21 protein-coding genes are annotated in these 22656 nt (G+C 34.5%); 18 read left to right on the top strand and 3 right to left on the bottom strand.

Annotation, left to right across the window (positions count from 1 at the left end; genetic code table 11):
- Nucleotide 1: 1 nt before the first annotated feature.
- Entirely contained in the window at nucleotides 2-325 is a 324-nt protein-coding gene (locus ACESSZ_RS07965; protein ID WP_008979784.1) for a PTS sugar transporter subunit IIA, read from the top strand.
- Nucleotides 326-329: 4 nt separating this feature from the next.
- A complete protein-coding gene (locus ACESSZ_RS07970; RefSeq protein WP_119983271.1) occupies nucleotides 330-1499 on the top strand; it encodes a trans-sulfuration enzyme family protein in 1170 nt (389 codons plus the stop codon).
- Between the two features lie 69 nt (nucleotides 1500-1568).
- Here the strand turns inward: ACESSZ_RS07970 and ACESSZ_RS07975 are convergent, their stop codons facing one another.
- Nucleotides 1569-2189, bottom strand: coding sequence for a DUF4230 domain-containing protein (locus tag ACESSZ_RS07975; protein WP_008979782.1), 621 nt, complete (start codon nucleotides 2187-2189; stop codon nucleotides 1569-1571).
- A 321-nt stretch (nucleotides 2190-2510) separates the two neighbouring features.
- On the opposite strand from ACESSZ_RS07975, the gene ACESSZ_RS07980 reads away from it, so the two are divergent.
- The 12 genes from ACESSZ_RS07980 to ACESSZ_RS08035 all read left to right on the top strand — a co-directional run bounded on the left by ACESSZ_RS07980 (nucleotide 2511) and on the right by ACESSZ_RS08035 (nucleotide 14722).
- Entirely contained in the window at nucleotides 2511-3719 is a 1209-nt protein-coding gene (locus ACESSZ_RS07980) for an AfsR/SARP family transcriptional regulator (RefSeq protein WP_196028867.1), read from the top strand.
- A 170-nt stretch (nucleotides 3720-3889) separates the two neighbouring features.
- Nucleotides 3890-7516 carry a vWA domain-containing protein gene (locus ACESSZ_RS07985; RefSeq protein WP_120136664.1) on the top strand — a complete coding sequence of 1209 codons (3627 nt, stop codon included), beginning with the start codon at nucleotides 3890-3892 and terminating at the stop codon, nucleotides 7514-7516.
- A 14-nt stretch (nucleotides 7517-7530) separates the two neighbouring features.
- Nucleotides 7531-8022, top strand: coding sequence for a signal peptidase I (locus ACESSZ_RS07990; protein WP_120136663.1), 492 nt, complete (start codon nucleotides 7531-7533; stop codon nucleotides 8020-8022).
- A 1-nt stretch (nucleotide 8023) separates the two neighbouring features.
- On the top strand, nucleotides 8024-8683 hold the full coding sequence (locus ACESSZ_RS07995) for a hypothetical protein (RefSeq protein ID WP_120136662.1): 660 nt from the start codon (nucleotides 8024-8026) through the stop codon (nucleotides 8681-8683).
- Nucleotides 8684-8840: 157 nt separating this feature from the next.
- Nucleotides 8841-9533: a hypothetical protein gene (locus tag ACESSZ_RS08000; RefSeq protein ID WP_120136661.1), complete on the top strand. Its 693-nt coding sequence runs from the start codon at nucleotides 8841-8843 to the stop codon at nucleotides 9531-9533.
- A gap of 23 nt (nucleotides 9534-9556) precedes the next feature.
- A complete protein-coding gene (locus tag ACESSZ_RS08005; RefSeq protein WP_120136660.1) occupies nucleotides 9557-10339 on the top strand; it encodes a SipW-dependent-type signal peptide-containing protein in 783 nt (260 codons plus the stop codon).
- 26 nt (nucleotides 10340-10365) lie between these two features.
- The gene (locus ACESSZ_RS08010) at nucleotides 10366-11040 is read left to right on the top strand and encodes a hypothetical protein (RefSeq protein ID WP_120136659.1); all 675 of its coding nucleotides are present in this window, start codon (nucleotides 10366-10368) and stop codon (nucleotides 11038-11040) included.
- A gap of 22 nt (nucleotides 11041-11062) precedes the next feature.
- Complete coding sequence (locus ACESSZ_RS08015) at nucleotides 11063-11689, top strand: SipW-dependent-type signal peptide-containing protein (protein WP_270373455.1); 627 nt, start codon at nucleotides 11063-11065, stop codon at nucleotides 11687-11689.
- Nucleotides 11690-11889: 200 nt separating this feature from the next.
- Nucleotides 11890-12531, top strand: coding sequence for a hypothetical protein (locus ACESSZ_RS08020; protein WP_008979773.1), 642 nt, complete (start codon nucleotides 11890-11892; stop codon nucleotides 12529-12531).
- A gap of 14 nt (nucleotides 12532-12545) precedes the next feature.
- A complete protein-coding gene (locus ACESSZ_RS08025; protein ID WP_120136657.1) occupies nucleotides 12546-13205 on the top strand; it encodes a hypothetical protein in 660 nt (219 codons plus the stop codon).
- Between the two features lie 43 nt (nucleotides 13206-13248).
- Entirely contained in the window at nucleotides 13249-13995 is a 747-nt protein-coding gene (locus ACESSZ_RS08030; RefSeq protein ID WP_165877194.1) for a MucBP domain-containing protein, read from the top strand.
- Nucleotides 13996-14146: 151 nt separating this feature from the next.
- Nucleotides 14147-14722, top strand: a complete 576-nt coding sequence (locus tag ACESSZ_RS08035) for a DUF308 domain-containing protein (protein WP_008690680.1) — start codon at nucleotides 14147-14149, stop codon at nucleotides 14720-14722.
- A 122-nt stretch (nucleotides 14723-14844) separates the two neighbouring features.
- On the opposite strand, the gene ACESSZ_RS08040 is transcribed toward ACESSZ_RS08035, so the two are convergent.
- Complete coding sequence (locus ACESSZ_RS08040; protein ID WP_207900989.1) at nucleotides 14845-15138, bottom strand: transposase; 294 nt, start codon at nucleotides 15136-15138, stop codon at nucleotides 14845-14847.
- 344 nt (nucleotides 15139-15482) lie between these two features.
- Here ACESSZ_RS08040 and ACESSZ_RS08045 point away from each other — a divergent pair, with 344 nt between their 5' ends.
- From ACESSZ_RS08045 to ACESSZ_RS08060, 4 genes are all read left to right on the top strand, one after another.
- On the top strand, nucleotides 15483-16262 hold the full coding sequence (locus ACESSZ_RS08045) for a hypothetical protein (RefSeq protein WP_270757385.1): 780 nt from the start codon (nucleotides 15483-15485) through the stop codon (nucleotides 16260-16262).
- A 245-nt stretch (nucleotides 16263-16507) separates the two neighbouring features.
- The gene (locus ACESSZ_RS08050; protein ID WP_120136701.1) at nucleotides 16508-19705 is read left to right on the top strand and encodes a hypothetical protein; all 3198 of its coding nucleotides are present in this window, start codon (nucleotides 16508-16510) and stop codon (nucleotides 19703-19705) included.
- Nucleotides 19706-19982: 277 nt separating this feature from the next.
- Nucleotides 19983-21161 carry a DNA-protecting protein DprA gene (locus tag ACESSZ_RS08055; protein ID WP_008979769.1) on the top strand — a complete coding sequence of 393 codons (1179 nt, stop codon included), beginning with the start codon at nucleotides 19983-19985 and terminating at the stop codon, nucleotides 21159-21161.
- A complete protein-coding gene (locus ACESSZ_RS08060; RefSeq protein ID WP_499842735.1) occupies nucleotides 21145-21942 on the top strand; it encodes a hypothetical protein in 798 nt (265 codons plus the stop codon). Before ACESSZ_RS08055 ends, ACESSZ_RS08060 begins: the two co-directional genes overlap by 17 nt.
- Nucleotides 21943-21949: 7 nt before the next feature.
- Here ACESSZ_RS08060 and ACESSZ_RS08065 read toward each other — a convergent pair.
- A partial coding sequence (locus tag ACESSZ_RS08065) for a site-specific integrase (RefSeq protein WP_499842736.1) occupies nucleotides 21950-22656 on the bottom strand: 707 nt, incomplete at its 5' end.

The raw sequence follows: 22656 nt of genomic DNA on the forward strand, positions 1-22656 counted from the left end.
TATGGAAGGAATTGAAGCCGTCTGTTTTCAAATCATCAGTTTTGCCGGAAGTGCGAAAAGTTGTTATATGGAAGCCATAGGAGCTGCAGAGCAAGATGATTACGATAAAGCCAAAGCCTTGATGGCAGAAGGGGATTCTTGTTTTCATGAGGGACATCGTATTCATGCGCAGCTCATTACCAAAGAAGCCAATCAGGAAAAAATCGATATTCGCTTGCTTTTGATTCATGCAGAAGATCAGATGATGGCAGCAGAAACCGTGCAGATCTTAGCTGAAAAATTTATTCATCTGCATGAACGCATGTATCGTATCGAAGGGGCGTAAGAGTATGGAATATATAGAAAATATATGTAATGAAGTAGAAAAGCGTCAGCGTCAATATCATGCAATGGCTCCGGAAATTGTGATGACTTCTTCTTTCTTCTTTGAAGACTTTGAAGATTTTGCCTATGGCTGCAGCAATGAATTTGATTCTTATGTATATACCAGAGGCACAAATCCAACGGTAGGATTGTTGGAAGAAAAACTGGCAGTCTTGGAACATGGGGAACGCTGTAAAGTATTCGCATCAGGAATGGGTGCCATTTCAGCTGCCATTATCACATTGCTCAAAGCCCAAGATCATGTGTTGCTTGTTAATACGGTGTATGGGGCAACCGTGTCATTGGTACGCTATTTTGAAAAGTATGGCGTAAGTTGTGAGGTTGTGAATACAACGGATGTAGATGAGATTATAAAGCGTGTACAAGAACATACCCGCATGATTTACTTTGAAAGTCCATCCAGTCAAAAATTTGAAATGATTGATTTACAGAAATTAGCTGCTTTTGCAAAAACTAAAGAAATCGTCACCGTAATTGATAATACATGGGCATCACCGCTTTATCAGCATCCCTTAGATCATGGCATTGATGTGGTGATTCATTCATGTTCAAAATATGTTGGCGGACATTCCGATATTGTCTGTGGGGCGATTATCAGCCGGAAAGAAATCATTTCGCAAATTGAAGAAAAAGGATATTTATATCTGGGGGCAACATGCAGTCCAATGAATGCTTTCTTAGCCCTGCGTGGTTTGCGTACATTGCCTGTACGTATGCGCAATGTGCATGAAACGATACAAAAGGTAATTGATGCTTTACGCGAGGATAAGCGCATTGAGAAAATTCATCATCCATATTGCGGAGATGCGAAACAAAAAGCGTTGGCGGATAAATATTTAACCGGATATGGAAGTTTATTTGCAATCGATTTAGCAGATGATGATTTAGAAAAATTAAAGACATTCGTAAATGCGTTGCAGGTATTTACATTAGGTGTAAGCTGGGGTGGTTTTGAAAGTTTGGCATTGCCGGTATATAAAGGGAAAAATCAAGAGGATATAGTAAAACGTGGCTTAAAATTAACACACGTTCGCATGTATGCCGGATTAGAACATCCCGATACGTTGATACAAGATATTAAACAAGCTTTAGATGTTGCATATGGTACAGTGTAATAGAAAAAAGGAGTCAATAAGATGTGTCATCTTGTTCGGCTCCTTTTTAGCAATATAGGAAAACGCGTTTTATTTTTTAAAGGTAACTTCAATGGTATAATCATCTTTAATTTCCGGAATCATTTGTAAGAACTTACGAATTGTGGATTGGGCCTTGGTGGCAGCCTCGCTCAATAAGCCATTTTCAATAGCTTCATCTTCAACACGCTCTTTTTGTTTAGTAGCAAAGGTTTTATAATCGTTGATACTGATAGGATTGAAAATATTTTTAGTTTCATCATAGACTTCGATACTTTTTTCATCTAAAACATTATTGAGAATGCGAACTTCGGGAAGTGTTACAAGAATTTTCTTGCCTTTCACATTTACTTCCATAGCGCTCATATCAACACCGGCCTGTATTCTACCTGCGTACGTTAATAAAAAGCTTTTCTTAGTAAGTGGAATGCTCCAGCCATTCAGTTTTAACGAATTCTCGAATTTTCCTACTTTCGTATAATTATAATCTAAAACAGCTAGTTCATTGACCTCTTGCAGTTGCTGGGCAAGCGCGGTTGATGATATTTCAGGTTCACTGTTACGGTCGGCAAATTTCATTCCCGCAAAGAAGATCAATGCGATGATGAGCATTAAAAAAAGAATACTCGTGATGGTTTTTTTCGTATTGCGAATACTTTCCCCTAATTTCATAGTTGTCCTCCTCATCAAATTTGTAAGCAAATTATACCATAATCCTTGTAATTACTTATGAAGTATTTCTTACAATTCACAAGTTGTCAAAATCTTTTTCTTTCATACAATTGATTTCATATTATATCCAAAAAGAAAACATTTTTAGCTAAATGAGGTGATTTCGCACAAGATTAAAAAAAATTAATGGGTAAGATTAAAAACGTGAAAAGAGATATTAAAAAAGTTATCGATATTTTTTCAAAATATGACGAATATATGATAAAATATTACGAGATGGAAAAAGGATTCAGATGCTAGGAGTATGAAAGAAGGATGATTATGGGTATGCCTGAAACAGAGGTCGTGAAAGTACAAATGTTTGAGGATTTGGTACTTCGTTATCGACAAAATCTTGTCAGCAGTCATGATTTTCATTCGGACAAGATTGCGAAATTGCTGGTATATTTTTTGATGAATCATACACGAATTATTGAGGGTAGTGAGTTATGTGACTTTCTTTGGCAAAAAGGAGAAAGTAACAATCCAATCGGAGCGCTGAAAAATTTAGTATATCGTTTAAGAGTTACGCTCAAAGATACTTTAAAAAGAGATGACTTTATCGTTACCAAACGCGGGGCTTATGGATGGAATCCGGATATCTTGTGTGAATTAGATTTTGAAATTTTTGAAGCTTCTTTTCATGAAGCTAAGGCAGCAAAAGACAGAGATGAAAAAAAGGAGTATCTAGAGCGCTGTGTGAATATATATCGGGGCCCTTTTTTGCCTAAATTAAGCGGCGATCATGTGATTCTTACATCAGCAACATATTTTCAATCGTTGTATCATTCCATTATTAAAGATTTGTCCGCTATTTATGATGAAGAGCATTTATATGACACGATTGAAAAACTATGTAATCGGGCATTGAAATTTGAAACATTAGATGAAAAGATTCATTATTACCTAATTAAGTCTTATCTTTGTCAAGGTAAGAAGAAATTGGCGATGCATCACTACAAACAGACGGTAGATTTGCTTTATTCACAGTTAGGTATACAACCGGATAATGAATTAAAAAATCTTTATCAGGAGATGTTGAAAGACCAAAAGGAACAGGAGCTGGATTTGCAAAAGATTCAAAGCAACATCCAAGCAGAAGGCTCTCCCAATGGTGCGTATTATTGTGAGTATGGCGTATTCCAAAATATTTATAGCTTACAAGCGCGTCAGGCGAAAAGGTTAGGTATTTCTGTTTATTGCGGTTTGATTACGGTGAAACCAATGCTCAACATTCCTAAAGGAAGTAAGATGTATTTAAATTTAATTGATCGCGCAATGAAAAACTTGCAGCATATTTTAAGCATTTCTTTGCGTAGTGGCGATGTAATATCACGATTTAGCATGACCCAGTTTATTGTCCTATTGCCTACATGTAATTATGATACCGGCATTATGGTCATGAATCGTATTAATGAGAATTTTCATATCTATGATCCAACTTGTAAAGTGAAGTTGCTTTGTGAAGTAAAAGAATTAGAACTTAGTTAAGATACCTCCCGAAATCAGATGCCAGCCATCTGATTTTCGTATGTTATATCATAACACTCTTTCATATGTGACCGCTCTGTGACTTTGTTTTGATAATATGATAGCGTAAGAAAGTATCATATCCATATTTGTAAAATATATAGTAAAGAATGGCAAGGAGGATGTAATATATGAAAAAGAAACTGTTGTGCTCTTTCGCAATATGTATGAGTTGTGTCATGATATTAAGTGCCTTTTGCAATCGTGAAGGATTTTTGTTTGCCAATGAAGCAATGGCCCAGGTTGTGGAAGAGACGGTAAATGATCAAACGGATGCAACAGAAGAAACCTCAGATGATAAAACCGTGCTTTCTGAAAATACAAAAGAAGCGGCAAAGGAAGTAACGCCGGTTTCAGAAGAAAAAGAAATGGAAGATCAGATGGTGCCTGTAACACTGACATCAGAAATACATAATGGTGTAAAAGTTGTCGTTCAAGGAGACAGTGTGACGTTGGCAAATGGTAAAAAGGTGCTGGTTGAAGAGTTGCCAAAAGCAGAGCTTGTGAAAGTGAATACGGTTTTAGAAACTGTTTTGCAAGAAGAAAGCGAAATTCAAGCATATGATATCACCTTAAAAGATGATAAAGGAAATATCATACAGCCGGCGGGAGAAGTAAAGGTTTCTTTTGTGAATATCGAACAAACACAAGAGGTCGATGTCTATCATGTTGATCCTGATCATAAGAACGTTGAAAATATGAAGGCCATACAGGCTAAGGATGGTTCGCTTTCATTTGAAACAACACATTTTAGTACCTATGTTTTAAGAACGCCAATGCCAAGAGTCACCGATCCCATCGGAGATATCGAGACACTGCAGATAGAAATGCGTAATTATCCTTACACAATATATGCTTATGGATTTGCGAATTCAATCAAGATTCATGTATATGGCTTGGAAGATACAAAAACGTATCCTGCAAACAATGGTAGTTTTTATCGATTCAATACGTATAATATGCAAATACCTTTAGAAATGGGACTATTGAGCAATACATATGAAATCGAAAAAGTTGTAACAAAGAAACTTGGGTTTATGAACTATGATAAAAATACGGTTGCAAATGGAACATTACTTCCTGTAAATGAAGGGAAGGTAACGCTGCACCTTACAGGAGATAATAAAGGCGCTGATTTCATTGATATATATGTAAAACCTAAGAATCCAAGCAAGAAAACATTAATTTTAAAAAATGCGTTAGACCCTACAGGATTGAGTGCTGCAGAACAAGAGACAGAATTGAAAAAGACCTATAAATATCAATTGTTCGATGCGCATACAAATGAGCCTATCAAACAAATGCTTTCATATGATTTGATCATTGATGGTAAAGCTACTTCCTTGACGACGTTAGATGATGGAATCTTGCGGGCGAAAGTTGGACGAGAACTTCAAATTGATGTTACGAAATTCAGTGGCCAAGAGGTATATATCAAGCAATTAAGCGGTGCGCGATATGAAACTAGCATAAAAATGAATGATGAGAACTTTAAGGTTTCATCTGATAAAAAATCAACGGTATTTGTCGCTAGCGAAACCTTACCAACGATGATAACGTATAAAAACAAACGATTGGACATTGATGATTTAGTTGAACACAATAAGACATCGACGATTGTCGATTGGGAGAAGCGTACATATAATATTCATTTAAGCGCAGGATATAAAAATAATGAGGTAACGACGGTAGAAAACATGGATGTCCAATTTGTTTTAGATACTTCAGGAAGTATGTTATCGACAGATGCCGCAACTCCTCTCCATACACTTAATGATGTAAACAAATTAAATAAAAAGGCCATTTATTTTACCAAACCATATAAATTGACACAGGATATACAATATTCTCAGGGAATAACTTTTACCGCATTTGATAATGAAGCGGAATATACGAAACAGATTAAAGAGTGTTTAGCATCACATTTTTATCAAAATGGAAATGTTTATGGGGTTATCAGTACAGATAATAATACACTTTTATTTTATGACAATACCAGTGAGGAATGGAAATACATCGACATTAAGAAGAATGGGACGGTTAGTACCAGTGGTGCAAAAACGCTGACAAATGAGATCGTTGCTAAATATCCCGTAGTGTATTGTGATCGTTCCAGTGTTCTAATAGATGCAGTATCAAGTTTTGTGAAAGGGATGAATGCGGATAGCAATGTATCTATTATCACATTTGGCAATAATGCTACAGATGTAACAAAGGGATTTGTTAATGTTGGAAAAAATAAAGAAGAATTGTTGCAGACGATATTAAAATGCTCTGGTACACCATATCAAGGAACCAATATGGCAGATGGATTAACGATGGCAAAAAAGCAAATTGACAATACTCCTTCTTCTAATAACTGTTATAGCATTGTCTTTTCCGATGGTGCGCCAAGTTTACCAAAGGATATCGCAGAACAGGCGGCTGTGGATGCTGCCAAAGCTTTGAAAAAAGTAAGCTTAACCTATGCTGTTTGTGCGGGTGAAGCGGATAAAGATTTTATGAAAAATAAGATAGCTTCCAGTCCTGATCAATTTTTAAGTACAGATAATATGACGGATATTTATGATTTATTACAAATTATCAGTGATGAAGTGGGAGCTGCATCAATTCATGCGAAAATAACGGACTATATTGATCCTCATTTCACTTTGATTGATGAGCAAGGCAACCCATTACATGTCGGCGATAAGATCCTTGGTGGTGAAGGCATTATCGGAACTGTTGGACAGGATGAAAACGGCTGGTTTGTCACATGGGAAAATCAGTTGATTACTACCGGAGATAGTACCTGGTCAGTAAATATTAAGGTACAGGCGAAAGATGCATTTATGGGGAATAATGAAGTCACGACAAATGGCAATGGCTCCCAGATTGAAATACCTGATGGCGATACTACAAAAATTATCGAATTTGATAAACCGGTGGTAAATGTGAAAGAGCTAACGCTGACGGGTGGGGAGAATAGTGAAATTATTTTCTATGGTGAAGAAGAAGATTATGCTGCTATATTTGAAAATAAACGGCCTGCCTTTACCGCATCAGGTGAGGTAACGATTCCACCGTTAACTTCTGATGAATTTAAACAACTGTTAAGTGATGATGCAACAAAGATTGAAAAAACCTATAGTTTTGATGACCGAAAAGCAGGTATCTTTCTGTATTCGGTTGAAACCAAGGGCGATAGTAAGACGATATTATGTACGTATATACCGAATACAGAGTCTGATGAAGAATACACGACCAATCGTGTCAGTGCGAAATGGGTGTATACGCTTAAGAAGGTAAAAGGGCAGTTGGATATAACGAAAACCATCAAAGAAGCTTATACATCAGAGAAACAAATAAAGGCAAATCAAAGCTTTATTTTCCGTATTGAAAGAAGATTGAAAAAAGAAGATGAAAAACCGGTAGAGGTATTCTATCAGGCAATTAATTTTTCTGCCAATACAAACGAAACTAGTAAAACCATATCCGTGAAAGGTCTGAAAAAAGGCTATTATACGGTGATAGAAGAAACGAACTGGTCCTGGAAGTATCAGTTGGTTGCCCAATCGGATAATGATGAACAGAATATAACGAATAATGAATTACTGTTTATTGGTCAAGAACATGGCATGTATTACGGTGTTGAAGAAGGTACGAAGATAGCGGATATCAAAGATAATCCAAGAAAATCTTATTTTACAAACAATCTTAACAACACCTTAAAAGATGTAATAGGCGATGTAGCTGCGGCTATCAACTTACTGAACTAGAAAAGGGGAAACTTATGAAAAAGATATCGAATATATTATCTACGCTTCTACTGATTGTCGTCGTAATTCTTGCCTGCATCTTCTTCGTCCCAAGACTATTTGGTATACAGACAATGGCCGTGTTGAGCGGAAGCATGGAGCCTCATTTTCATGTGGGTAGCTTAGTTTTTGTAAAAGATGCCGAAATCACAGATTTTGAAAAGGATGATATCGTAACATTTAAGATTGGCAATGGAGATACTGTGGTAACGCATCGAGTGACACAAGTGACAAAAGAAGGATTGAAAACTAAGGGCGATGCGAATCATAGTGAGGATGGAGGCTTGGTGACATCAGCGAATCTTGTCGGCAAAGCATTTTCCTTCTCCATACCGGTTTTAGGATATCTCGCTGTTTACATAAGCAGTCAAACAGGAATCATTCTGTTGATAGGCGCAATCATCTTGGTCTTTGTATTGTCTTATATAGGAAGTCTGTTTGATAAAAAGGAGAAAGGAGCAAATTAACATGAAGAATCTACATAAAAAAACACAATGGTTGATTGGTATTCTCATTCTTTTGTGTGTAAGTTGTGGAATAACGTTTGCCCTTCTTTCGCAAAAATCGCAGACATCGGTAAATAACTTTACCGGGGGAGCGGCTATTGAACAGAAAGTGAATATCGCTATTCTTGAAAATGGCGCAACAACGCGTTATGAAGATGGTGAAGAAAATAATTTACATACCATTGGCAATGGTTCTTATGAAAAGGCAGTAAGCATTCAGAATGTGAATACTACAGAGTATCCGACAAAGGCTGCCTACATAAGAGTACGCTTTGTGACGGCTTTGAAAAATACGAGCGATGCGACTTATACCTACGATGATAAGGTTAAGGTCATTGCCACATTCAGTAATTCATCCTTGTGGAAATATGATGAGGCCACAAAAACGTTTTATTACACGGAAAAAGTAGCACCTGATGCCAAGACGCAAGATTTGTTAAAAAGCGTGAAAGTTACGGATGTTCCATCTGCATATCAGGTGGAAATTAAGGTCTTAGCAGATGCGATTGAAGCGGATCAGGCTACCATGAACAAGGTTTGGGGCATGGAGGATTTTAATGCTTTGCAAAAGCTTCCGACAACCCTTGATCTTATAAAGATGCAAATACCAAAGCAATCTTAAACACGCTTATTCGTGTATAAATAAGATAAGAAAGAAAGCCATATCTAAGGAAGATGTGGTTTTTTTCTAGAAAAAAATATAAAAATCTTTTTTCTTGTTACCATTATGTGACTACCTAAATGGATAATAGGAGTGTCAAAAGAAAGGAGGTCACAGGATGGGCATGAAAAAAACAATACATAAAGTAGCAATCGCAACGATTATGATAATAGCGTTATCCGCAGGAATGACATTTGCATTACTAAGTCATGTAACCGAAAGTGTTACGAATGTATTTGCATCTGATAAGAATTTGTCATTGGAACTGCGTGAACCACAGTGGGATGGCTATACATTTGATGATACCTACCCTACGGATATCCTTCCGGGTACAAGTGTAAAACCGGGCATGGAAAACAGCGGATTACAGATGGCTGAGAACTATCTGCCGGGGAATGTAATCAGTAAAGATCCCATGGTTAAAAACACAAGCGATGGTCTAAGTGAATGGGTTGCCATGAAAGTACAGTACTTTGATGAAAATGGTAAGGCAATTGGGAAAGCTGATTTCCAGAAAAAATATGCGAAAACCGCTTATCAAAACGACGAAGTTAATCCTAATTTCGTGAAAATTTCAGATCATGCGGCTATCGAAGAGTTATATATGTATACAAGAACATTGGATACAACTGCTGGTAAGAATATAACCGAACCGTTATTCTCATCCGTTATTGTTAATAAAGATTTAACACCAAACAGTAAGAATATGTGGCCGACTTTTAGTATCAAGGTAACTGGCTATGCGGTACAAAGCGATGGAGTCAGCGAAGATGCAGCTAGGCAGGCATTAATTGAATTAGCACAAGGATAAGGAAATCCTGGGAGGAAAGTAAAATGAAAGCAAATAAAAAATTTTTCGGTACAGCATTGGCATTAGCCTTAGCATGTGGTGTTGGCATTGGAGCAACACTTGCGTATTTAAACCATGTGACAGAAGATAAAGTCAATACATTTACAAGTAGCAAGGATATTCAAACGGAGATTACCGAAACAGAATTCCATGACGATATCGCAAGCAATTATTATCCTGGACAGGTTATCACAAAAAATCCGGGCATGGTAAACAATAGTGATACAGAAAGCATTTGGGTAGCTGTGAAGTTGGATTATGTAGATAACGACAAGAAAAAAGTATCGGCAGCAGAGTTTGAAAAATATGCCAGCATTGTCTATGGTTCTGAAGGTAATTATCAGAATGGTGTAAATCCTGCTTGGATCAAAATAGCAAGCAATAATACAAGTGATGTGTATATGTTTTCACAGCAGGTAGCACCTCATACTACAACTAATCCTACAGTGTTTGATGCCCTAAAGGTAAATACCGGCATTAAAGAAGTAATTAAAACAGAGTATGAAACGACGACTATTTATGATAAAGATAAGAATCCGATTGATGTAAAAAATGAAGAAGTTAATACTAGCGTTGATTATTACATCGCTAATGAGCAAGGTGATCTTGTAAAAACCGATGTCTTTACATTGCCAAAGTTTGAAGTTGTTGTAAAAGGCTTTGCGATGCAGGCAACCGGTGTTGATGAAGCAACAGCGAAAACGGAATTGGTTAATTTAGTAAATGCCCATTTGGCAGATGGCGAAAACAGCTATACAGCCAAGTAAGTTTATAGAAACAGGAGGAAAAAATGATGAAGAAGAGAACAAAATTAGGAGTATCACTGGCTTTGGTTGGAATTCTTGCGGTAGGTGGAACCTATGCATATTTGCAGTTTCAAACTGGCCCAGTTGAAAATACATTTACCTTTGGTGACAATGTAAATGGGGAAATCAAAGAGCCACATTGGGATGGCGAATGCTTTGAAGGAGAAACATGTGATATTGAGGCTACAGGTAAACAGGATGCACAAAACTTTACCCCAGGTCAGACAATTGCGAAAGACCCTCAGTTGAAAAACACTTCAAACGTACCTGCATATGCTGCTGTTAAAATTGAATATACAGGTGTTGAAAATGATACAGCTGTGACATCTTATGCGGCATTAAACAAATTCGCAGAAATTGATTGGAATACAAATGATTGGTATTTCAATGCCGATCACACACTGGCAATTTATAAAAAAGCTTTACATCCAGATGAAAACAATGTTGAGAATAAAACAGTTCCAGTATTTACGAATGTAAAAATCAACGAACATGCCGTTTATCCAGAAGCAGGAGAAACCAATGATCTGGCAATGCATCACTTCCAGATAAATGTAAAAGGTTATTTTGCACAAGCGGATAATATGGATGGCATGGACAGCATCTTGGCAGTGAAAACAGTATTTGAAGATTTTAAAGATTTTGAAGCTATTAACAAATAAATGAGAAAAGGAGAAAATGAAGATGGTGAAAAATAAAAAAATGCTCGCGTTAGCATTCATTGGTGTATTAGCAGTTGCAGGCATTACAGGAGGTACTTTGGCATACTTTACGGATTCAAAGGTTGCAGAAAATACGATTACGATGGGGGATGTCGATATTAATTTAGAAGAGCCTGAATATGATAAGAATCATCCGAATAAAGAAATTACGGATGTAACACCTAATCAGGTTATTGAAAAAGACCCTACGATCACAATCAAAGAAGGCTCTAAAGCAGCCTACATTCGTTGTAAGATTAATGTAACAAGTGATGATGAAACCGCATTGCCTGCTGGCTATACAGAGGCTTTGATTGCCAATACAAATATGGATATGACATTATGGAAAAAAGGTGCTGATGGCTATTATTACTATAAGAATAAAGTGGAACCTGTAGCACCAAATAATACGGTGAAATTCTTTAGCGAAGTTAAGATTCCAGAAACATGGGGCAAAGAAATGGCTAATCGTTCCATCAGCATGGATGTTACAGCAGAGGCTATTCAGGCCGATAACTTTACACCGGCCATGGATGAAGATGGATTCATTACGGGTTGGTTCATGAGTGATGGTACAACTCCGGTAACGCCTGATAATTATAACAATTAGGTAAGGGTACATAAGGGAACGCATAGGACAAATCGTTATGGCGTTTCCTTTTTCGATAAAATAGAATTCACAGAAAGAACAATGCATCATCAAAAACATCGTAATATTTTACATGTATCTATTAGCTTTGTGACTTGTCTGTGACTTTTGTTTACTATAGTATATATGTAGAAAGGTGTAATCGAACAGGAGGGGTAGCGATGAAGAAAAAAGTCTTACTTGCAATAGCAGCTCTTCTTTTATTGGTTTTTGTATATCAAGGTTCCTTGGCTTTTTTCCGTAAAGAAAAAGGAGTCAGTACTCCTATCAGTGCGAAGACACTCGGTATCGAATTAATTGATCATACAGATGATACAAGAGCAGAAATGACAGCTGAAGGCTATACCTTTAAAAACGTGATGCCCAATGATGCATTGCATCGTGAAGTATGTGTGAAGAATGTAAAAGAAAAGAATTTATATGTGAGAATCACCGCAACACGTTACTGGAAAGATCGTGATGGCAAAAAAGTAAAGGGTAGTGATGCATCCTTAATTCAACTGGTGACAGCGCAACCAGAAAATTGGATTATTTTGGATGATGGCAAAGCAAGCAATCATGAAATAGTATATTTCTATTATAAGAAACCCATTTTGCCACAAGATCAATCTGATAATGTAATTGATCGTATTGTGTTAAGTGAAGATATTAAAGGTGAAGAATATCAGGAATATCAGGCTTACCTGCATTTGCAGGCAGATGCTATTCAAGATGTCGTTGCACAAGAGGCTATTTTAGCTGAATGGGGAATTGAAGCTACTTTTGATAAGCAGGGCAATATCACTTCCATTGAAGAACAGTAAGGAGGATGCTATATATGAAAAAGTTATGTATCATACCAGGTATACTGTTGTTTATGTTATTTTTAATGCCTATCCATGCCAATGAAACACAAGGACTTGTGTTTGATGGTGATGCAAATGAATTCATCGTTCAAGAAAATAATACCAAGGGATTTGAGGATATGATGCCTGGTGAAACCAGAACATTTGTGATTCAGCTGACCAATCAGGATTATCGCGAAATGAGTTATTATGTGAAAGCTGAAAACTCTAAAACCTTAGGGAAGGACGTTGTATATGATGTAACGTTTTTGAATAATTCTGAAACTTTCTTTAAAGCGCGTGTAGGAGGGCCGAAAGCGAAAGGAATACCTACATTAGAAGAAAACTATTTGTTAAAGAAGTTAAAAAAAGGGGAAAGCAGTACGGTAGAAATTCAAGTTCATCTGGATGGAACCTCTATGGATAACACCTATCAGGGAACACAGGGTGATCTGGGGCTGGTATTCAGTGTGGAATTTGATGAAAATAAACCGGTGGATAAGGTGATTGATACCATCGCCAATATTACTGGTGTTAAAACAGGCGATGTTACGCGACTTGGGGCCATCCTTGCAGTATTTTTAGGAAGTGCCGTATTCGTAATTTTGTTATTGGTTAAGAGAAGAAAAGAAAGGGATGATGAGCATGCATAAAGCTATGAAACTTTGTTCTTTCCTTTTTAGCTGTCTCTTATGTATGAATATATGTGTGGTACAGGCAGCAAGTTATGAAATCAGTTTTCGCGGTGGTGTGAATGGTACGGTAGAAGGACAAAAGAGTGTAACCTATACCGTAGAGGAAAATAGCAAATTTCCTGATGAACCACAGGTAGAAGCAAAAGATGGCTATGTATTTGTCGGCTGGAATAAACAATTGCCTGAAGTTGGCTCTTTGGTAAATGGAAAAGAAGTCTATGTGGCCAGATATGCTGCTGTGGTATCCGGTATCCGTTACACAGTTCACTATGTAAATGAGATAGGTGTTGATATTGCGACACAAAGAACGATGGTGGCAGAGGAAGGCAATGAAGTCACACTTAGAGCAAAGGTAATTGCAGGATATGAAAGCAAAGAAAAACAAAGAAAGGTCATTGTTGATAAGGAACATCATGTCTTCAAATTTGTATATAAACTGATAGATAAAGATGCTGTGGATAAGAATGCAAATCAAAATCAACAAACGCAACAGACAACCGGTACAGAAACTAGCCAAGTGAGTGGACAAGAGCAAACCGTTGATAAGGAAACAGATGCAGTAAATGGGAATACGAAAGATGAAATAAAAACGGAAAAAGAAGAAGAGAATAAAACACCGTTAGCAGGTTTGTTCGGTAATGATCATAGTAATATAGGATATCTTGCGGCAGGAGCAGGTTGCCTTCTGTTTCTGATCTTATTGTTCTTTTGGAAAAAACGAAAGAAAGAAAAAGAAACGCAACAGTAATTGATAAATAGCCATCCTCTTTAACAGATGGCTATTTTTTAGGTTAAATTTAGCTGATGATTTTTTAAACAGATAACTGCTGAAAAACACTTTCTCATTCATGAAGTTCGTGGTAAAATAAAAAGATATAAAGCATAAGGAGGAATCACATATGAAGGTGCCGCAGCTGATTACTGAATCTTATCTCAGTAAATGGAAAACAAACAGTTTTTTATCGGCGATGCTATGGGCTGCCATGGGATTAGTGTTGATCGTTATACGTGATCAGGTGCATTATTCAACCTGTTATCTGTTAGGACTCATTCTGTTGATACAAGGAATACCGCATTTATTTCTCTTCATCATAGAAGAAGAAAAGCATATCTTTTCGATATCTTCTTTAATAAATGGGATTCTGATAAGTTTTTTAGGAATTTGGGCATTGACCTTACCACAAGAAGTGGAACAGGATATTCCCAATGTTATAGCCTTTGTGACTTTATTACATGGCATAAAGGATATTGCTTTATCGAAACGCATTCGTTATTTAGAAAAACGTAGTGGCAATATTGCCATGGGGATCAGTATCTTTACTATTTTTTGTTCCTTATTAATTTTATTTTTGCCTTTAGAGGAAACTGGAATCGTTTCGATATGGTCCGGCTCTTTGTTAATTCTGGATGGCATCAGTGATTTCTGGATGTGGAGTGTGTTGACAACAAAAAGTAATGAACATAGAGGTATTTAAAGCTGTTTAAATGGATAGTTATGTGAAAAGGGACTTGTTTCGGGCTCTAAATTAACGTGGGGTTTCAAAAAAGAAGTAATAAGGTTCGGAAATGAATAAATTACTTCTTTTTTAAAGGCTGCTTATAGTATGCCCGGAAGGCAGGAAGGGATTTGATTCAAAAAATATCTGCCACATATAGCGCACACAAAGTGTCTGGCACGATAGCGGATCAGACAAGAACGGCTGTTCAGCGCAGAATGGGTAATAGATTTAGTTTTATAGTCTTTAATATGTGTAGGAGAAAAACCACAGGAAGGACAGCTAAACTTTTTAGATACGAGAGTAATATCGATAATCAAAGAACCGTTTTCACTTCGAGAAGAGGATAAAACATCTTTTTGAGGTATATTCAATAAATCTGTTATAATATCCATAGTGGAAAACTACTCCTTTCGTTAAGAATAATGTTTGACAACGATATTCTACAACGAAAGGTTTTTTGTGAAATGAACAAAAGAACCCATCCCACAATAATTTAAATATCCTTTGTTTCCCTTTTTTCTTTTGAAGAAAAAGATTACATATGTTCTACGCAATCTAAATATCGAATATGTCTTATATCAAGCTTGAATTATTAAACAAAATCAAGAAAGTTGATTTACTTACTTACTTGTTAAATTATCAGTCAGAGCGATTAAAAAAGATATCACATAATACTTTTTGTATAAGAGATCATGATAGTTTGCATATATCGAATGGATTATGGAATTGACAGTCTATGGAAATCGGAGGCAGATTAGCATTAGATTTTTTAATCAAAGTCGACGGTTATTCATTTATGGAAGCAGCTGAATTAATTGCAAGAAGCCTATCATTAAAAGAACCAAAATACATTCCTTATTCAGAAAAAGAAAGAGATCGGAAATTACAAAAGCCATTGCCTGAAAAAGATAATCAAATGGCAATCTATTATTTATTGAGCCAAAGAATTTCATACGATGTCATTTATTATTGTATCACTCACTATCTTATTTATCGGTCTGTTTACCATAATCTTGAAACAGATAGAATATTTAGTAATATAGAATTTGTAGGGTATGAAAAAGAAACGCAGAGGATGCGACATATTGCATTGAGAGGTATAAATAATAACTTCATAGGTGACGCTACTGGAAGTGATAAGAGATTTTCTTTTTGTATAGAATCTGATCCTAATTGCCGTATAGTACATGTATGTGAAGCACCGATTGATGTGTTATCTCAAGCTACACTGCTTACTTTAGAAAATAAGAAGTTTAATCAAGATCATATTCTTTCGTTAACTAGAATTTATTGTTTAAAAAATGAAAACAAAGAAATTAAAATTTCTGTTGCACTGAATCAATTTTTAATAGATCATCCTCTGGTTGACAATATCATATTTCATTTGGATTTAGATTGTACAGGACGAATGGCTATAAAAATTATTATAGAAAATATGGAATTAAGATGCTTACGTACAAATGCTATGATGAACCACCCCAGTATTATAAAGATAGAAATGATAGCCTTAGTATAAGATTATGGATTTTTAGGTCAAAATCAAAAGTTAAGAAAACAAAAGACTCTAATAAAGATGAACTTTCTTAAGAGAGCATAGATATATATAAGTAGCGATATGAATCTTATGTTCCCTTTAATATGTTATGTAAATGTGATAAACTATAGTTAGTGGATTATAATAGTAAAATTTAAAAAATTCATAATAAATATAAAGATTTTTTTAATCATATGACCTATTATTGATAACACAGGGAGGAAATTATGGAACCGAAAGAATTATTAAGAAAATTGCATCCTGATCAATTTTCTGACTCTAAAGTAATAGACAAAATTGAATGTCCTAGAGATTTTTTAGATTTTTCAATTTCAAGATTATCTGAGCAAAATAAGCATTTTGACTTCGAAGAGTTTATACGAAAGTTGTTAGAACGAGAAATTTGCCCAAATTTAATAGAAGAAACAGGTCCAGCAGGTGGTGGTGATGGTAAAGTTGATACTGAAAATTACTCCGTATCTCCTAATAAACAAATATTTTGGTGGTATGGGCTTAATCCTACTAATGATAAGTGGGCTTTTGCATTTAGTTTAAAAAAAGATTGGAAATCAAAATGTAATTCAGATATAAAAAAAATAATTGAAACCAAACGCGGATATACTAAAATATTCTTTGTCACAAACCAAGCAATCAAAAATAATATTAGATTAGAGTATCAGGATTTGAAAAAAGAAGAGACAGGCATAGAGGTAACTATATTTGATAAAACTTGGATTTTAGATAAGGTGTTACAAGATAAAAATTTAGATTTGCTGAAAATTTTAAACATCACTACACTTGTTAAAGAAAAACAAATTGGTATAAATGATATGAAAAAGCAAAAACGGCTTGAAGAGGTAGAGAAACGTTTAAGTGAGTATTCATCGTCTGGAATACTTAATCAAGATGTTCTAGATCTTGCTAATGAATCTGCAATCTTAAGCAGAGATTTAGAAGAAAATGAAGATGTGGTTGTTGGTAAATTCGAACGGGCTTTAAGACTTTCAGGAAAAAAAGGAAATCATAAATCTGAAAACGAAAATTTGTATAATTTAGCATGGTATTATCATTGGTGGTTAAATGATACTGAAAACTTTGAAAAATGGTATAGTGAATATGAATCCAAAGTCTTAGAAGGAAAGAATTTGGATGAAATTATGGATTTAACAAATTTATGGACACTTTACTTTACAAGAAACGAAAGAAATTATGAAAAAACAAAAGATAAAACAGAAAAGCTGCTAAGTTTATTATATGAGAAAGAAAATTCAATAAGCCGTGTTACTCAATTAATGGCTAAGACTAAAATTTGTATTATTAAAATAACGCTAAATGATGATGTTGATTCTCAATTTGGGCAACTGACAGCAATAGCCGAAGAAGCAGAAAAGTTTAAAGAATACAACTTTGTAGAGTTAGCAAAAATGATTGAAGTATTGCTACCTGTTTACAATGATAATGAAAATTATAATTGCCTATATGAAACCATTACAGATAAATTAACAAATAGGCAAGGTGAAATACAAAGAGCAAAAATGTATGTGAAAAAAGCAAAACTTTTATCATCAAACTCAAATTATTACAATGCTATTAATTTATTAGGTAAATGTTTAACACTCCTATATAAAAATGAAACAGATGATAAACTTCTTGAAACTTATGTTAATATTGGAGGAAATTTTGATTCGATTGGTTTATATTATGCTGCCAAAAATTATTATATTGCTTCAATTACATTAGCTTTAGATATTTTTTTAAGAGAAAATATTATGGATCCATTCTGGATCAAAATTGTAAATCGTGTAATAGATATTGAAATCCAAATGGGTAATGTAGAGGCATCAATACAATGGATAGATATAAAAAATTTATTCTTGAATATCTTGTTTGAGAAAAATGAGCAAATAGATTTGGAAAAAGAACATGAATTTTTGATACAAAGAGATGCTTTGATTTCATCAGAAATTTTAAGCACAAAATTTGATGACTTTCAAATAATGGATAAAATCATTCATATTTGTAAAAAGAATGAATTAATCACATCTGAGGTAATGGCAAAATATGTGATAGGTGAATATGATAATCAATTATTAAATGAATGTGAAAATGATAAGACGAAAGTTGATGAATTAGTCAGAAGTTTTTACGAGGATTCTTTATATCAAGAATTACCTAGTCCATCATATATAAACAAAAGAAGCAGTGAAATTACATCATCATTAAATGGCAATATTATATGTATTAAATTTATTTCAACAAAATTATTGCATAGATTCGCTGAATTTTTAATCGCATTATTAGAAAATACATTTGCCACAATGTTCTTCTATAAAACTTTTATGCGGGGAGATATCATTATTATCTTAGAAGAAAAAAATACAGGAAAATTCAGTATGAGATATTCTTTTGACGGTATAGACACTTATACGATAATTTTAGATTCATTAAATTTATATGATATTTCTGTGGACAATCATAAAATTATAACTAATACTCTTTATGAATTATTAGTTAATATCCTAGCTGTAGGTTTCATTTATGACGATTTTAAAAAAACATTAGAAAAAATGCTGAAAGATGATGAGACATTTGAAAGAGGACTAAATCATACAAATAGCCTTTATAATCTTAATAAAATTTTTGGTAGTGAATGTGAAGAATTTGCTATTCATAGGATTAATAGAACTTGTGAATGGTATAATGGCATTGAAATAAAACGAAAAGTGGAAGAAACTATTAATCCTTTTAATGATGATAAAAATATTGTATATAGCGAACCTGAGAAAAAACTTTTTGAAAATATATCACAAGATGATTTCTATTCACCAGGACTTATAAAAAGCAATCATTGGGATTCGGCTGTTTGGAAAGGAGTAATGTATTTAGGAGATTTAAATAACAAAAATTTTATAAAAATTGGATTTTTGTTTCAGCAAGAAGGTGGTGCTAAAAGAGTTTTTCAAGATTTGATTAATGTTGCAACAACTGATGATAAATTCGGGAAAATTATTATTTCTTTCATAAAAGGAATTGATAAAAGCAGAAAATATGATTATCGAATAATGGTTACTGGAAAGGTAGAATTACCTAAAGATAAAAAAGAAAAAATTATTATCAGTTCACCTTCAAGAATCCATACAATGAATTGCGATAACGACAATAACTTTCGAATTCTAGAAGATATTATATCTAATGGGAACAATCCTAAAATATATATTTTTCCTGCTGTGTTAAAGAATAATAATGAAATAACGCCTTTATGGAATCTTGAAATAAAGATAAAAGAAGTAAATATAAAAGATGCTTATAAAATAAGCAAACAAGATATTGAAGCTTGTTCCATATCGAAGAATGATAATCCAATTATTCCAAATGGTATAAAGAATGCTCCAGTAATAGAATTATTAAACATCAAAAATAATTAAACTAGAAGTAATGGTTAACTTATTTTATTAACATTATTAAGAGATAAAAATGATATTTTTAGATATACCTGCAATGTATAATTATTCGAATGTAAATACACTATACCAGCAAGCACTGGATACGGATAGCCATGTAGGCATCCTCCCTCCTTCCCCTTTTCTAGGGATAATCCCTATACCCTTGATGTAAAATATTTTATTGTCAGCTTTCATTACTCTCTTGATAATCATCAAGAGTAATAGTACAATATATCTAAACAGAGAGGAAGCGAGTTAGATGGAAAGAAAAGAGATTATGGAATTAATGCAAAATATTTTTACATCTAGTGAAGCAGCGGAATATTTGAATATTTCGACACAGAGATTAAATCAGCTTGTTCATGAAAAAAGAATTGATCCCATAAAAGTTAGTAAATCTGTTATGCTTTTTTTGAAAAGCGATTTGGAAAAACGTAAAATTGTAAATGTATCTAATAAAGCCAATCCCCAAAATGCAGATTGTTTTGATATAAACAACTCTTTTGTCCGTGATGCTATCCTTTATTATACAATTCAACAGTATTTCAATAACAACGATAAACGTACTTGCCAGTTTATAGAACAGATTCAAAAAGTTAATAATTTCGATTTTCATAGAGGACTGCCAATAAATATTCCTTTACTATCATCTCTTTTAAAAGTCAGTGAGAAAGATTTTTATAACAAATACACTAGAGTAAAAGAGAGTTTTCTATCATTGCCAAATGATGTTGTTCTTGTGAAAAAAGGTGATGACATTTATTCTAAGCTGCTTGCAGAAACTAAAGAAGCTGCACCCTATCTTTTTTTAAAGGGAAATGTTCATTTACTTGCTGAAAAATCAGTATGTGTTGTGGGAAGTAGGAATGCATCTTTGGATTCAATGGAAAAGACTGAAAGAATAGTTAAATCGTTAATTCAAAGAAACATTGTAGTCAATGCAGGTTTGGCAAAAGGAATTGATACTGCAACACACCGTTCGGCACTAAAATATGGAGGAAGAACGATTGCAGTCATTGGTACTCCAATCAACCAGTATTATCCGAAAGAAAATAGAAATCTCCAGATGGAAATAGAAAAAAAGGGATTGGTTGTTTCTCAATTTCCACCATGTAATGTTGTAAACAGATGGAATTTTCCTACCCGTAATGCAACGATGAGTGGTATATCATTGGCAACAATCATAATGGAAGCTGGTGAAACAAGTGGTGCTTTAAAACAAGCAGACTATGCCTTAAAACAAGGACGAGATGTGTTAATTCCCCAGTCTGCTATTAATAATCCACTAATCAAATGGCCCACTAAATATGTTTTAAAAGGTGCGTTTGCATTTCGTACATTAAAAGAAGTTTTAGAAATTCTGAACAAAAATGAATTATTACTTGATCTATTCAATAAATCAGATATGGAGGAAATCAGTGATGTGGAAATGGACTGATGCAGATAACATTCAAGCAATCATTTTGGATATGGATTCTCTATGTCAAGATTATCTTGAATATCCATTTACATCTATATTGAAAGATGTCAAAGTGTTTAAGGTTAAAGATTTTTGGAATAACGATGTTGAAAAAACACAAGATACAATAGAGTACTTTGATATCTCCTCTTTGTTACAAGAAATATTAAGTATTGCTAAATGTGAATCCTATTCCTTGATTGCTATTAGCAGCAATGCTTTGTTTTTGAAAGAAATGATGCAAAATCATATAGGTACTATTTTAGCTGGAGAATTAACCAAAGAGTTTCTAAAAAGTACCCCTGATTTCACATATACGGCATTAGATACTTTGGATCAAATTTTATTAAAGGAAAGAAAAGGTTATGGTGCTGAGGTTTTCGCAACATACAGTAAATCACGTAAAAAAATGTCATTATTGAAAAGTGAAACTATTGTTCAATTAGAAAATGGACAGCAAGAACCTTTGACACTATATTTTGGAGGTAGATATTATTCTCAAGGACATCAATATTTATTAGACGATCCACTTTCTGTATTAGTAAAGGAATTTAAAGATAATTATGTAGAGGTCATAGACTTGTTCTTTGATTTAAATGAAATTATATATGTCTTTTTAACTATCTTTTTATATCTTCTTAAATGTCCGCAAAGCCTTATTTTATGGGCTCTACGGGCATTTTGCTTTTGTGGTAAACCTCACATATCTAGGTCTATCTTCTTATATTTTCGCTATCAAGCGTGGTTAAAATCGTGGTAAATACTTCTTATGCGATTAGACGCTGAACCTCTGATTTTGCGGTATCTATGGACGCATGAGCATACCAGTTCATTGTGATACTGATATTTGAATGCCCCATGATATACTGTAAATCTTTCGGGTTCATGTTCTTGCTTGCCAATCTTGTGCAGAATGTATGGCGTAGCGTATGTGGTGTGATATGTGGCAAAGGGTTATCCTTATGGTGCTTGTTGTATTTCTTTACCATACGGACAAAAAGCATATTGTAATCAATCGCAACTTTAGGCTTGCCTTTGGGATTGACAAATAAGAAGTTGCCCCGTCCGTCTATCACAAATGGTTCTGCCTTTGGGCGTTTCTTCATAACCCGTTGAAATGCCTGTATCGTTTCTCTGCTTAATGGCACTTGCCTTATTCCGCTCTTTGTTTTAGGCGTTTCAATATAATAGCCCTGTTCCTTACTCTTTAATAACTGGTGGTCGATAATCACAACTTCATTCTTGAAATCAATATCGGCTACTGTCAGTCCGCACAGTTCCGAGATACGAAGTCCTGTCTTTAGCAGTATCAGCACATCATCATAATACTTGTGATACACATTGTCCGTCTTGATGAATGAGAGTAAGGCTTGTTCCTGTTCCTCTGTCAATGCGATTTTCTCTTTGGTATCATTTTCTAGGACTTCACTTAACTTGAAATCAAAAGGGTTTTTCCTTACACAATCGTCTTGTA

This window comes from Eubacterium sp. 3_1_31 (assembly GCF_964249515.1).
GTDB lineage: Bacteria > Bacillota_I > Bacilli_A > Erysipelotrichales > Erysipelotrichaceae > Longicatena > Longicatena caecimuris.

Excerpts from the sequence above, each read along its gene's own strand:
- ACESSZ_RS08025 (WP_120136657.1), top strand. The coding sequence starts at position 12,546 with ATGAAAAAGTTATGTATCATACCAGGTATACTGTTGTTTATGTTATTT.
- ACESSZ_RS08010 (WP_120136659.1), top strand. The coding sequence starts at position 10,366 with ATGAAGAAGAGAACAAAATTAGGAGTATCACTGGCTTTGGTTGGAATT.
- ACESSZ_RS08000 (WP_120136661.1), top strand. The coding sequence starts at position 8,841 with ATGGGCATGAAAAAAACAATACATAAAGTAGCAATCGCAACGATTATG.
- ACESSZ_RS07965 (WP_008979784.1), top strand. The coding sequence starts at position 2 with ATGGAAGGAATTGAAGCCGTCTGTTTTCAAATCATCAGTTTTGCCGGA.
- ACESSZ_RS08040 (WP_207900989.1), bottom strand. The coding sequence starts at position 15,138 with ATGGATATTATAACAGATTTATTGAATATACCTCAAAAAGATGTTTTA.
- ACESSZ_RS08035 (WP_008690680.1), top strand. The coding sequence starts at position 14,147 with ATGAAGGTGCCGCAGCTGATTACTGAATCTTATCTCAGTAAATGGAAA.
- ACESSZ_RS08050 (WP_120136701.1), top strand. The coding sequence starts at position 16,508 with ATGGAACCGAAAGAATTATTAAGAAAATTGCATCCTGATCAATTTTCT.
- ACESSZ_RS08045 (WP_270757385.1), top strand. The coding sequence starts at position 15,483 with ATGGAAATCGGAGGCAGATTAGCATTAGATTTTTTAATCAAAGTCGAC.
- ACESSZ_RS08020 (WP_008979773.1), top strand. The coding sequence starts at position 11,890 with ATGAAGAAAAAAGTCTTACTTGCAATAGCAGCTCTTCTTTTATTGGTT.
- ACESSZ_RS07980 (WP_196028867.1), top strand. The coding sequence starts at position 2,511 with ATGGGTATGCCTGAAACAGAGGTCGTGAAAGTACAAATGTTTGAGGAT.
- ACESSZ_RS07985 (WP_120136664.1), top strand. The coding sequence starts at position 3,890 with ATGAAAAAGAAACTGTTGTGCTCTTTCGCAATATGTATGAGTTGTGTC.
- ACESSZ_RS08055 (WP_008979769.1), top strand. The coding sequence starts at position 19,983 with ATGGAAAGAAAAGAGATTATGGAATTAATGCAAAATATTTTTACATCT.
- ACESSZ_RS07970 (WP_119983271.1), top strand. The coding sequence starts at position 330 with ATGGAATATATAGAAAATATATGTAATGAAGTAGAAAAGCGTCAGCGT.
- ACESSZ_RS07975 (WP_008979782.1), bottom strand. The coding sequence starts at position 2,189 with ATGAAATTAGGGGAAAGTATTCGCAATACGAAAAAAACCATCACGAGT.
- ACESSZ_RS08005 (WP_120136660.1), top strand. The coding sequence starts at position 9,557 with ATGAAAGCAAATAAAAAATTTTTCGGTACAGCATTGGCATTAGCCTTA.
- ACESSZ_RS08060 (WP_499842735.1), top strand. The coding sequence starts at position 21,145 with ATGTGGAAATGGACTGATGCAGATAACATTCAAGCAATCATTTTGGAT.
- ACESSZ_RS07990 (WP_120136663.1), top strand. The coding sequence starts at position 7,531 with ATGAAAAAGATATCGAATATATTATCTACGCTTCTACTGATTGTCGTC.
- ACESSZ_RS07995 (WP_120136662.1), top strand. The coding sequence starts at position 8,024 with ATGAAGAATCTACATAAAAAAACACAATGGTTGATTGGTATTCTCATT.
- ACESSZ_RS08030 (WP_165877194.1), top strand. The coding sequence starts at position 13,249 with ATGAATATATGTGTGGTACAGGCAGCAAGTTATGAAATCAGTTTTCGC.
- ACESSZ_RS08015 (WP_270373455.1), top strand. The coding sequence starts at position 11,063 with ATGGTGAAAAATAAAAAAATGCTCGCGTTAGCATTCATTGGTGTATTA.